This window comes from Microbacterium sp. (assembly GCF_011620715.1).
GTDB lineage: Bacteria > Actinomycetota > Actinomycetes > Actinomycetales > Microbacteriaceae > Microbacterium.
Genome location: NZ_WOYP01000054.1, coordinates 1 through 11,428 on the forward strand (window position 1 = coordinate 1; position 11,428 = coordinate 11,428).

Genomic DNA, 11,428 nt, shown 5'->3' on the forward strand with positions numbered 1-11,428 from the left:
ACCAAGAACCTATCGGTTAACAGCCGATTGCTCTGCCAATTGAGCTACCGAGGAAAATGCCTGCCGGAGCAGGCAACCCGAATAGCTTAGCAAATCGCGTGCCGTGCTCGTGACCTCAGGACGCGATCAATCGATGGTCGGCGTCGCCGCTCGGTGTCCACAGCAGGTCGTCGGTTCCGTGGCCGTACGCGATCGCGTGTCCGCCGCGCAGTACCAGCACATCGGCGGAAAGATCGCGCACGACGTCGGGCTCGTTCGTGACGACGACGGCTGACATCCCGTAGTCGGCGCGCCGCCGCAGGATGGCCTCGCGCGCCGCCCGGCGCACCTCGAGGTCCATGTTCGCAAAGGGGTCGTCCGCGAACAGCACGCGGGGCTCCAGAACCAGGGCGCGGGCGAAGACGACGCGTTGGCGCATCCCCGCACTGAGCTCGTATGGGTACTTCGTCGCCGCACCGAGCGGCAGCATGAGCTCGTCCAGAAGGGTCGCGACGCGAACGGCGAGCGCCCGCTGGTTGACGCGCCGGTCGCGGCTGATGATGGGTTCGCCGATGACATCGGCCACCGTCATCCGCGCCGGCAACCGCGCTCCCGCGGACTGGGAGACGTAACCGGTCAGGTAGGTGAGGGTTCGATGCGCGCGCCCCGGATTGCGCACGGGGATGCCTTCGACGTGCGCGCTGCCCCCGACGACGCCGAGCCCCGGCTCGTCCGCCCCGGCAAGCACCGCGAGCAGACTCGACTTGCCCGATCCGGTGGGTCCCATCACGGCGAGGGTGGCTGAATGCGGGAGGACGAAAGACACTCCGTCGACGACCCGTGCGTCGGGGCCGCTGCGCGGAGCGCGCGCGAGGGACAGGTCGATCGATCGGATCGCGACATCGGCGTCTCGGCGGCGTGCCATGTGCTCATCCTGCCGTGCGCCGCGATCCGGCGCCAGCGTCGAGCGACGGTCGCCGGCGTCATTGGTCGCCCCGCGTCATTGGTCGGCCGCGAGACGCTGCCGCTCGGCGTCGAGTGCCCGCAGCCGCATCCGGATGGCCCGACCCTCCTCGGAATCGGGAGCGACACGCTGGATCGCGCCGAGCAGTTCGGTCTTCTGCTGATCGACGGCGCGCACGATCAGGCGCTTGGCGAGAGAGGCCGCCGAGACAGTGGCCGCCTCGTCGGTCAGCGCGGGGAAGTCGGCGGTCAGAAGCTCGGCGGCCAGCGAACGGTACGGTTCTCGCACGGCCGAGACCGCATCGGCCGCCCAGCCGGGACGGCTGATGTCGGGCGCGGCGGCGATCGCCTGCCGCACGGCGTCGAGAGCCGGATGCCGGAACGGCAGCGCGACGGATCGTTCGACCAGCGCGGAATCCAGCCGATGGCCGAACTGCAGCAGGCCCATGAGCGCGTCCCGTTCCAAGGCGACTTCCGCGGTGCGCGGCAGCGACGCGATGGTGACGCGCACGAGCGGCTCACCCACCCCGTGCCCCGGCGCGCCGCGGGACTGACGGGTCTGGTCTCCAGGCTTGCCCGAGCCTGCGCGTGCGGCACCCTCGACCGCTGCGCGCACCTCGCCCATGTCGAGGCCGAGGCGCCGCGCGAGCACTCGGACATACCCCGGGCGCAAAGACGGATCGCGAATCTCGGCGACGATGGGTGCCGCCGCTCGCAATGCTCCGGCGCGCCCCTCGACGGTGTCCAGGGTGAAGCCGGCGAGGCGCTGGTCGATGACGAACTCGAACATCGGCACCTTGGCGTCGATGAGGGCGCGCACGGCGCCATCGCCGCGCTGCAGGCGCAGATCGCACGGGTCGAGTCCCTCCGGTGCAACGGCGACATACGTCTGGGCGGCGAAGCGCTTCTCATCGCCGAAGGCGCGCAGCGCGGCCTTCTGGCCGGCGGCATCCGGGTCGAAAGTGAACACGACCTCACCTGATGCGGAGTCATCTCCCATCACCCGTCGCAGCACCGAGATGTGATCGGACCCGAACGCGGTGCCGCAGGTCGCGATCGCCGTCGTGATGCCGGCCAGGTGACATGCCATCACGTCGGTGTACCCCTCGACGACCACTACGCGGTGGTCGCGGGAGATGTCGCGCTTTGCGAGGTCGAGTCCGTACAGCACCTGCGACTTGCGGTACACCGGCGTTTCGGGTGTGTTGAGGTACTTCGGGCCCTGGTCATCGTCGTACAGCTTGCGGGCGCCGAATCCGATGACCTGGCTCGTCACATCCCGGATCGGCCAGATCGCCCGCCCGCGGAAGCGATCGTACACACCGCGCTGACCCTGCGAGACGAGTCCGGCCGCGCTCAGCTCCTCGTCGCTGAAGCCCAGCTTGTGCAGCGCGTCGCGCAGATTCGACCACCCCTTCGGGGCGTAGCCCACGCCGAAGTGGGCGGCCGCGCCCGCGTCGAACCCGCGTTCGCCGAGGAATCGGCGGGCGGTCTCGGCCTCGGGCAGTGCAAGCTGCGCACGGAAGAAATCAGCCGCTGCGCCGTTGGCCGCGTACAGGCGCGCTCGTCCGGTCGTCTCGGGAGCCGCTCCCCCGTCTTCGTAATGAAGCGTGTAGCCGATCCGGCCCGCGAGTCGCTCGACCGCCTCGGTGAACGAGACATGGTCCATCGCCCGCAGGAACGAGTACACATCACCCGACTCGTTGCAGCCGAAGCAGTGGTAGAAGCCGGCCTGCGGGCGCACGTTGAAGCTCGGGCTGCGCTCGTCGTGGAAGGGACACAGGCCTTTCATCGCGCCGATTCCGGCGTTCTTGAGCGCGACGCGTTCACCGATGATGTCGGCGATGTTCGTGCGTGCCTTCACCTCGTCGACGTCGGCCTGCAGGATGCGCCCGGCCATCAGCGACGCCTCTCCGGCGCCTGCGAAGGGCGGGACGCGCCGGGTGCCCATACGCCCAGGGACTCCGCGTCCACCTCGCCGACGAGGCGACCGTGCCACGCCATCGCGTGCTGATCGGTGAGGCTCGCGACCTGGTCGACGATGACGCGGTGTCTCGCGGCATCCGTCTGGGCTGCCTCGAAGTCTTCGGCGTACATCGCGTCGAGGGCGTCGGGCCGCTCCCACAGAGCCGTTGCCAGGCGCTTGAGGACGCGGCGCTGCTCCTTGTAGATGCTCTTGCGCCCTTCGATGGACACCACCACTGCGCCGATGATGCCCTTGAGTGCTGCCATCTCGGCCTCGACGACGCGCGGCACGATGACGTGAGCCCGATAGCGGGTCAGCACCGGCGCGGCATACGTCTCGCGCGTGGCCGTCGTGGCCGCCCGGGCGAAGCGGCCGATCAGATCCGAGGTCAGGTTCTTCAGCCGCGCGTGCGCCGCACGGGTGCCGTCGAACGAACCGATCCATTCTGGCAGCCGCATGAGCCGGTACAGCGCGTCTTCTAGCTCATCGCGTGTGAAGTCGAAGCCCACCCAGGACTGGATCGCGTCCAGAAGGCTTGCGTGCTCGGCGCCGGCGGCCAGGCGCGCCGGATCGAGGTAGCCGTTCACGATCGCGTCCTCGAAGTCGTGCACCGAGTATGCGATGTCGTCGGAGAGATCCATCACCTCCGCTTCGATGCACCGCACGCGGCCGGGGGCCTCTGCACGCAACCAGCGGAAGACATCCTCGTCGTCGGGGTAGACGCCGAACTTGAGTCGACCGCCCGGATCGGGCAGCGGATGATCGGCCGTCCACGGGTACTTGCACGTCGCATCGAGACTCGCGCGGGTGAGGTTCAGGCCCAGGCTGCGTCCCGCGTCGATCACCTTCGGTTCGAGACGCGTGAGGATGCGCAGGGTCTGGGCATTCCCCTCGAAGCCGCCGAAGTCCTCCGCCCAGTCGTTGAGCGCCCGTTCGCCGTTGTGACCGAACGGCGGATGCCCCAGGTCGTGGCTGAGGCATGCGGTGTCGACCACGTCGGGCGCCAGGTGCAGCGCGGTCGCGAGTTCGCGGCCGACCTGCGCCACCTCGAGCGAGTGGGTGAGCCGGTTGCGGGCGAAGTCGGCCGGACTGGCGGGACTGAGGACCTGGGTCTTGGCAGCGAGCCGGCGCAATGCAGCCGAATGCAGCACACGCGCGCGGTCTCGGGCGAAGTCGTCGCGCTGGGACCTGTGTCGCTCAGGGTGAAAGCGAGCGGCATCCTCGTCGTCATAGCCTTCGGGGCGCGCGGATGCGACCCGCACCGCACTCTCAGCCGCCACTGTGATCCAGTTCCGCGTCCGCCAGGGCGCAGGAAGCCTCGAGCCCGACGTCGCGGGAGTCCAGCCAGCCTTCGGGAAGCGCCGGCCGCTTCGGGGTGCCCGCGCGGCCGCGCTGCCCCTCAGCGGCCGCGCCCGGGTACGGCGCGTCGCGGTCAAGCGTGACGAGCAGGCGATCGATCTCATCGAGGCTCGATACGGTCGCCAGGGCTGCACGGGTATCGCCGCCCACCGGGTAGCCCTTGAAGTACCACGCGACGTGCTTTCGGATGTCGCGGCAGCCCCGATCCTCGTCCTCGAGGAATTCCACCAGCAGCTCCGCATGGCGCCGGAAGGCGTCGGCGACGAACCCGAGACTCGCGTCGACGGGCATGGCGGTGGCAGAACCCGGACCGCCGAGCGCGCGGGCGAGGTCACCGAACAGCCACGGCCGACCCAGGCACCCGCGACCGACGACAACGCCATCGCAGCCGGTCTCGTCCATCATCCGCACGGCGTCCTCGGCAGACCAGATGTCCCCGTTGCCGAGCACCGGAACACTCGTGACGACCTCTTTGAGCGCGGCGATCGCCGACCAGTCGGCCCGTCCGGAGTAGAACTCTGCCGCGGTGCGCGCGTGCAGCGCCACGGCCGCGACACCGGCCTCCTCGGCGATGCGCCCCGCGTCGAGGTACGTGACGTGGTCGGAGTCGATGCCTTTGCGCATCTTGATCGTCAGCGGGATATCGCCCGCCGCCCGCGCCGCCCGTGTGACGATCTCGCGGAAGAGCTCGAGCTTCCACGGGAGTGCGGCACCGCCGCCCTTGCGCGTCACCTTCGGAACCGGGCAACCGAAATTCAGGTCGATGTGATCGGCGCGGTCTTCTTCCACCAGAACCCGCACCGCGGCCTCGACGGTCGCCGGATCCACACCGTAGAGCTGGATCGAGCGGGGCGTCTCGGACTCGTGGTGGGTGATCAGTCGCATCGTCGTGGCGTTGCGTTCGACCAGGGCGCGCGAGGTGATCATCTCACTGACGTACAGACCTGCGCCGTACTCACGGCAGAGCCGTCGGAACGCGGTGTTGGTGATCCCCGCCATCGGTGCGAGCACGACCGGCGCGTCGAGTGCTATCGGCCCGATGCGCAAGGCACGTGCGGGGGCGAGGGCGGGTGTCACTCCTCCATTGTCCCAGACCCGGGGCCCATGCTCGGAAACGGGTTTAGACTCCCAATATGACCGAGGCCACCGCGACTGACATCCGCAACATACCGTTCACGACGGCTGACGGACAGGAGGCCACACTCGCCGATTATGACGGACAGGTCCTGCTGATCGTCAACGTCGCATCCCGCTGCGGACTGGCACCTCAGTACGAGCAGCTCGAGCAGCTGAAGAAGACGTACGGCCCGCGCGGCTTCGACGTGCTCGCCTTTCCGAGCAACCAGTTCCTCCAGGAACTTTCCAATATGGACGACATCCTGGAGTATTGCTCAACGACGTGGGGCGTGACCTTCCCGGTCTTCGACAAGGTGCGCGTGAACGGCAAGAAGGCCGCGCCGCTCTATAAGGAGCTGACCAAGACGGAAGACGTCGAAGGCAAGTCCGGGCGGGTCGAGTGGAACTTCGAGAAGTTCCTCGTGCTCCCCGACGGTCAGGTCAAGCGATTCCGCCCGAGGATGAAGCCCGATGACCCGGCGATCGTCTCCGTGATCGAGGAGAACCTCCCGGCGTAGAGCCGCGGTTGGTTCACCGGCGGCGGATCATCCGTTGGCAGCGACGCCCTCGCGGTGCTCGGACCACACCTGACGCACGATCTGCGAGAACGCGTCCGCAGGCTGGGCGCCCGAAACGCCGTACTTGCCGTCGATGACGAAGAACGGCACGCCCGTGATGCCGTACGCGGTGGCTTGGGCTTGATCGGCACGGACAGCGGAAAGGAAGCGTCCGCTCTGGAGCGCCTCGCGCGCGGCATCCGGATCCAGGCCCGCGTCTGCGGCGAGCGCGACCAGTTCGTCCTCGCGTCCGAGGTGACGACCTTCCGTGAAGTAGGCCGACATGAGCCGTTCCGCAGTCTCACCCTGTCGTCCCTGCTCCTTCGCGAAGTGCAGCAGCTCGTGCGCCTTCACGGTGTTCGTATGCTTGAGCAGGTCGAAGCGGTATTCCAGACCCGCGCCGGCGGCGACGCCGGTGACCCGCTCCAGCATCTGCTGCACCTGATCGGCTGGGATGCCTTTGTGCGTGGCCAGGTAATCCGTCTCGCCGCCGTCGAAGTCGACGGGGGTGTCTGGCGAGAGCTCGAATGAGTGGAAGGTCACCTCGACCTGAGGGGCGTCGTCGTCAGCGGCTGCCGCGGCGAGTCCGTTTTCGAGATTTCGCTTCCCGATGTAGCACCACGGGCAGGCGATGTCGCTCCACACGTCGATCTTGATGGCATCTGTCATGCCGTTTGCAACCACGGCCCCGGGTTCTGAATTCCCGGCTTTCCACTGCCGGATGATCCCGGGCGTCCGCTCAGAGCGCGGGGATCTCCGGCGCGTCCACGGCACCGCCGAATCGGCGGTCTCGGTCGAGGTAGATACCGATCGCGCGCCAGAGGTCTTCCCGCGAGAAGTCCGGCCAGAGCGTGTCGAGGAACACGAACTCGGCGTAGGCGGACTCCCACAACAGGAAGTTCGACATGCGCTGCTCGCCGCTCGATCGGATGAACAGGTCCACGTCGGGCATGTCCGGCTGGTAGAGCCGCCGCCGGATGAGCTTCTCGGTGACCGCCGAAGGCTTCAGGTTCCCGGCCGCGATGTCTTCGCCGATCGCTCGCATCGCGTCGACGAGTTCGACGCGTCCGCCGTAGTTGACGCACATGGTGAGGGTGAGCACGTCGTTGCCGGCGGTGAGCTGCTCGGCGTACTGCAGCTCCTTGATCACCGATCCCCACAAGCGTGGCTTGCGTCCCGACCACCTCACGCGAACACCCCACTCGTTGAGCTGGTCGCGTCGACGGTGCAGGACGTCACGATTGAAACCCATCAGGAAACGGACCTCGTCGGGTGAGCGCGTCCAGTTCTCGGTCGAGAACGCGAACACGCTGAGGTGCTTGACACCGGCCTGGATCGCTCCGGCGACCACGTCGAGCAGTGCGGCTTCGCCGGCGCGATGCCCCTCGATCCGGGTCTGGCCGCGCTTGTTGGCCCAGCGACCGTTGCCGTCCATGACGATAGCGACGTGCGCCGGCACCTTGCCCTTCGGGAGAACCGGCGGATACAGGCCGGTCCAGTCCACGGGCTTGTACGGCGCCGCGCCGCGATGCGTGAACGGCTTCGGACTCACGTCGCGGCCTCGACGTGCTGCAGAGAGCGGATGCCGCGCTCGAGGTGCCACTGGGCGTAAGCCGCGATGAGTCCCGAAGCGGAGCCGCGGGTCGGAGCCGATGCGGCGTCGGCGATATCCCAGTCGCCCTCCATGAGCGCGGACAGCAGTGCCACGGTGGGCACATCGACGCGCGCCGCGCCGGCCGGTGCGCAGTTGCGGCAGATCATGCCGCCGAGCTGCGCGACGAACGTGCCGTGCGGCCCGGGTGCGCCGCAGCGTGCGCAGTCGGCCAATCCGGGCGCCCAGCCCGATAGGGCCATGGCGCGAAGAAGGTAGGAATCCAGGATGCTGCGGGGAACGTGCTCTCCTCGAGCCAGCGCTCGCAGACCTCCGACGAGCAGCAGGTACTGCTGCGGTGTCGCTTCGGCCTCGTTCAGGCGGTCGGCCGCTTCGACCATCGCGTTCGCCGATGTGTAGCGGTCGTAGTGCACGGCGATGTCCGCGCCGTAGGAGCCGAGCGACTCGGCCTGCTGGACGATGTCGAGATTGCGGCCCTGGTACAGCAGCACGTCGGCGACCATGAACGGCTCGAGCCGGGCACCGAAGCGGGAGGAGGTGCGGCGAACGCCCTTCGCGACCGCGCGCAGCTTGCCGTGCTTGCGGCTGAGCATCGTGACGATGCGGTCCGCTTCACCCAGCTTGTGGGTGCGCAGGATCACGACCTCGTCGCGGTAGGTGGGCACTGTCCAATTATGGTCGTCGCCTCCCCCTTCAGGTCGGCGCCGAGCCGTGAGAGAACGGGGTCGCGATCATCGGCATTGTGATGGGCATGGTCAAACCCCGACCCTCAGTGGGTGAAGCTCGAGACGAGCCCTTCCGTCGGCATCGGCGATTCGAGCAGGTCGAGGTAGGCGACCGCGTCCGTGATGTCCTTCACGAGACTCTCTGCCAGATTGCGGCTCAGACCGTTGCGCACCACGATTCGCTGCACGACGACGTCGGTGAGGTTGTCAGGCATCGGGTAGGCCGGGATCAGCCACCCCTTCAGGCGCAGCCGCTCGGACAGGTGGTAGAGATTCCACTTGTCGGTGTGCCCCTTCGTCAGCTGCCACGCGAAGACCGGGATGTCGGTGCCGTCGTTCCACAGATCGAACGCCGGCATCTTCGCGATCTCGCCTGCGAGGTACACTGCGACGTCCTGCGATGCCTTCTGCACCTTGTAGTATCCGTCCCAGCCCAGCCGCAGGAACAGGTAATACTGCAACAGAACCTGCGCGCCGGGGCGTGAGAAGTTCAGGGCGAAGCTGGGCATGTGGCCGCCGAGGTAGGTCACGTCGAAGACCAGGTCGGCGGGCAGGTCGGCGACCGTACGCCACACGACCCAGCCCAGGCCCGGGTACACGAGTCCGTACTTGTGCGCAGAGGTGCTGATCGAAGCCACTCGCTCGACGCGGAAGTCCCACTCCAGGTCGGGCTGCAGGAACGGCGCGATCATTCCGCCGGATGCCCCGTCGACGTGAATGGGGACGTCCAGGCCCGTCGCGGCCTGGATGCGGTCCAGTGCCTCCGCGATCTGGGCGACCGGCTCGTAGACTCCGGTGTAGGTGACGCCCATGATCGCGACGACGCCGATCGTGTTCTCGTCGACGTATTTGTCGAGTTCGAACCCGTCGAGGCACTTGTGCTCGTCGGTGATGGGCACGTATCGGGGTTCGACATCCCAGTAGTTGCAGAACTTCTCCCAGCACACCTGGACGGCGCTGGAGAGGATCAGGTTGGGCTTGTCGGTCGAGAGCCCGGCCGCGCGCCGGGCCTGCTGCCAGCGGCGCTTGAGCGCCAGCCCGCCGAGCATGCATGCCTCGGAGGAGCCGATCGTCGACGTACCGATCGCCTTCTCCGCATCGGGAGCATTCCACAGCGTCGCGATCATCTTCCAGCAGCGCGTCTCGATCGCCGCCGTCTGCGGATACTCGTCCTTGTCCACCATGTTCTTGTCGGCCGTCTCGGAGTACAGCTTGTCGGCGTACGGATCCATCCAGGTGCCGACGAAGGTCGCCAGGTTCAGCCGCGAGTTGCCGTCGAGCATCGCCTCGTCGTGCACCACCTGGTACGCGGTTTCAGGCAACGACTCCCCCGGCGGAATCATGTTCAACGGAAAGTCGGTCGCTTCACCTGCTCGTGCGAACAGCGGGTTCAGCTGGTTCTGGTCGCTGATGCCGGTGAAGCCGTGAGTCGTCTGGTCGTGGCGCGCGGGGCCGGGACTGGTCGTCATGCCGCTCATGCTATTGGGTTACCCCGCGCCGTGCGTCATGCTGTGCGAATGACGTTCGCACGCCGCCACGCTCTACGCTCGGATCATGACGTCAGATCGTCGTGTGCGCCTTCGCCGCGAAGCATGGGGCTTCGCCATCGGATCGGTCTTCTTCGCCGTCGGCGCCGTGCCGTTATACGCAGCGGCAGTAGGCGCGGTGATCACAAACGTCACGTTCTTCATCGGCGCGGTCTTCTTCACCCTTGCGGCGTTCATCCAGCTCGCCCTCAGCGGTCGGCGCCCTCCGCGCCGCGCATCGAACAGAGCGGATAGTTGGGACTGGTGGGGCTCCGCCGTCCAGTTCGTCGGCACCCTCTTCTTCAACCTGAGCACGGGCGCGGCGCTCGTCACGGCGCTGAACCCCGATACGCGCGTGGGGTCGGGCTGGGTGCCCGATGTGGTCGGTTCGGTCTGCTTCCTCGTGGCGAGCGGGTGCGCGGTGGTCGCGACGACGGACCGCGATGGTCTGTGGGATCCGCAGGCGCGCAGCTGGCGATGCACCTGGCTGAACCTGGCGGGATCGGTCTTCTTCGGACTTTCCGCGATCGGAGCCTTCGTGATCCCGTCCACATCCGACTTCGTCAGCCTGCTGTGGGCGAATCTGGGGACGTTCCTCGGTGCGCTCTGCTTCCTTGCGGCAGCGCTGCTGAGCAGGCGCGACATCCCGGTGGATGCAGCGCCCGCTGCAACGGCTTAGACGCCCGCGAGCTCCGGGACGGTCTTACGCGTTCGGATCGAGCGGTTCACGCACGACACGATCGCCTTGAGCGACGCGGTCGATATGTCGCCGTCGATGCCGACGCCCCAGAGTCGCTCGCCCTCGACCTGCAGCTCGACATAGGCGGCGGCCTGCGCGTCGCCTCCCGCGCTCAGGGTGTGCTCGACGTAGTCGTAGAGCGACACATCGAACCCGCGCTCGCGCATCACCGTGAGGAACGCCGCGATCGGCCCGTTGCCGTGACCGGTCGCCTCGACGCGCTCGTCGCCGTCTCGAAGCGACACCTCGAGCGACACGTCGCCGGCCAGATCGCTCTGCGTGCGCGTCGCGAACAGCTCGAACCGGCCCCAGCGCTCTTCGTCGACGGCGGACGGGAGGTACTCGTCGGTGAAGATGGTCCAGATCTGGTCGCTGGTCACCTCGCCGCCCTCGGCGTCCGTCTTGGCCTGGACGACGCGGGAGAATTCGATCTGCAGGCGGCGTGGCAGGTCGAGCGCGTGGTCATTCTTGAGCAGGTAGGCCACACCACCCTTGCCGGATTGCGAGTTGACGCGGATGACCGCCTCGTAGGAGCGGCCCAGGTCCTTCGGGTCGATCGGCAGGTAGGGAACGGCCCACTCCAGCTCGTCGACCGAGACGCCCTCCTCGGCGGCTCGCGCATCCATCGCCTCGAACCCCTTCTTGATGGCGTCCTGATGAGAGCCGCTGAAGGCGGTGAACACCAGGTCGCCCGCCCACGGGCTGCGCTCGTGCACCGGCAGCTGGTTGCAGTACTCGGCAGTGCGTTTGATCTGGTCGACGTCGCTGAAGTCGATCATCGGGTCGATGCCCTGAGTCAGCAGGTTGATCCCGAGCGCGACGAGGTCGACATTGCCGGTGCGCTCGCCGTTGCCGAACAGGCAGCCCTCGATGCGGTCGGCGCCGG

The 11,428-nt window shown here is 67.6% G+C and carries 11 protein-coding genes; 2 read left to right on the top strand and 9 right to left on the bottom strand.

All coding sequences use genetic code 11. From position 1 onward, the window contains the following. Positions 1–115: 115 nt before the first annotated feature. From QZV84_RS05150 to dusB, 4 genes are all read right to left on the bottom strand, one after another. Positions 116–904 (bottom strand): ATP-binding cassette domain-containing protein, encoded by a 789-nt coding sequence (locus QZV84_RS05150; protein WP_292826328.1) that lies wholly within the window; start codon positions 902–904, stop codon positions 116–118. A gap of 75 nt (positions 905–979) precedes the next feature. Next, on the bottom strand, positions 980–2,842 hold the full coding sequence (dnaG, locus tag QZV84_RS05155; protein ID WP_292826331.1) for a DNA primase: 1,863 nt from the start codon (positions 2,840–2,842) through the stop codon (positions 980–982). After that, entirely contained in the window at positions 2,842–4,188 is a 1,347-nt protein-coding gene (locus QZV84_RS05160; protein WP_292826334.1) for a deoxyguanosinetriphosphate triphosphohydrolase, read from the bottom strand. The genes dnaG and QZV84_RS05160 overlap by 1 nt, the downstream gene beginning before the upstream one ends. Further along, on the bottom strand, positions 4,178–5,344 hold the full coding sequence (dusB, locus tag QZV84_RS05165; RefSeq protein WP_292826338.1) for a tRNA dihydrouridine synthase DusB: 1,167 nt from the start codon (positions 5,342–5,344) through the stop codon (positions 4,178–4,180). The genes QZV84_RS05160 and dusB overlap by 11 nt, the downstream gene beginning before the upstream one ends. Positions 5,345–5,400: 56 nt before the next feature. On the opposite strand from dusB, the gene QZV84_RS05170 reads away from it, so the two are divergent. Continuing rightward, complete coding sequence (locus QZV84_RS05170; RefSeq protein ID WP_292826341.1) at positions 5,401–5,901, top strand: glutathione peroxidase; 501 nt, start codon at positions 5,401–5,403, stop codon at positions 5,899–5,901. Between the two features lie 27 nt (positions 5,902–5,928). Here QZV84_RS05170 and QZV84_RS05175 read toward each other — a convergent pair whose 3' ends face one another. From QZV84_RS05175 to QZV84_RS05190, 4 genes are all read right to left on the bottom strand, one after another. Continuing rightward, positions 5,929–6,609 (bottom strand): DsbA family oxidoreductase, encoded by a 681-nt coding sequence (locus QZV84_RS05175; protein WP_292826344.1) that lies wholly within the window; start codon positions 6,607–6,609, stop codon positions 5,929–5,931. A gap of 70 nt (positions 6,610–6,679) precedes the next feature. After that, positions 6,680–7,492: an isoprenyl transferase gene (locus QZV84_RS05180; protein WP_292826348.1), complete on the bottom strand. Its 813-nt coding sequence runs from the start codon at positions 7,490–7,492 to the stop codon at positions 6,680–6,682. Further along, complete coding sequence (recO, locus tag QZV84_RS05185; RefSeq protein ID WP_292826351.1) at positions 7,489–8,217, bottom strand: DNA repair protein RecO; 729 nt, start codon at positions 8,215–8,217, stop codon at positions 7,489–7,491. Before recO ends, QZV84_RS05180 begins: the two co-directional genes overlap by 4 nt. Positions 8,218–8,321: 104 nt before the next feature. Beyond that, positions 8,322–9,746, bottom strand: coding sequence for a glutamate decarboxylase (locus QZV84_RS05190; protein ID WP_292826354.1), 1,425 nt, complete (start codon positions 9,744–9,746; stop codon positions 8,322–8,324). An 85-nt stretch (positions 9,747–9,831) separates the two neighbouring features. Between QZV84_RS05190 and QZV84_RS05195 the strand changes: the two genes are divergently transcribed. Continuing rightward, positions 9,832–10,482 carry a hypothetical protein gene (locus QZV84_RS05195; RefSeq protein ID WP_292826357.1) on the top strand — a complete coding sequence of 217 codons (651 nt, stop codon included), beginning with the start codon at positions 9,832–9,834 and terminating at the stop codon, positions 10,480–10,482. On the opposite strand, the gene QZV84_RS05200 is transcribed toward QZV84_RS05195, so the two are convergent. After that, positions 10,479–11,428 (bottom strand): alpha-isopropylmalate synthase regulatory domain-containing protein (locus QZV84_RS05200; RefSeq protein WP_292826360.1); only part of this gene is annotated, 950 nt, incomplete at its 5' end. The two genes, QZV84_RS05195 and QZV84_RS05200, sit on opposite strands and share 4 nt — an antisense overlap.

What these genes read in the sequence shown, in the direction of transcription:
- QZV84_RS05150 (WP_292826328.1), bottom strand. Translation starts at nt 904, where the DNA reads ATGGCACGCCGCCGAGACGCCGATGTCGCGATCCGATCGATCGACCTG.
- dnaG (WP_292826331.1), bottom strand. Translation starts at nt 2,842, where the DNA reads ATGGCCGGGCGCATCCTGCAGGCCGACGTCGACGAGGTGAAGGCACGC.
- QZV84_RS05170 (WP_292826341.1), top strand. Translation starts at nt 5,401, where the DNA reads ATGACCGAGGCCACCGCGACTGACATCCGCAACATACCGTTCACGACG.
- QZV84_RS05175 (WP_292826344.1), bottom strand. Translation starts at nt 6,609, where the DNA reads ATGACAGATGCCATCAAGATCGACGTGTGGAGCGACATCGCCTGCCCG.
- QZV84_RS05190 (WP_292826354.1), bottom strand. Translation starts at nt 9,746, where the DNA reads ATGACGACCAGTCCCGGCCCCGCGCGCCACGACCAGACGACTCACGGC.
- QZV84_RS05195 (WP_292826357.1), top strand. Translation starts at nt 9,832, where the DNA reads ATGACGTCAGATCGTCGTGTGCGCCTTCGCCGCGAAGCATGGGGCTTC.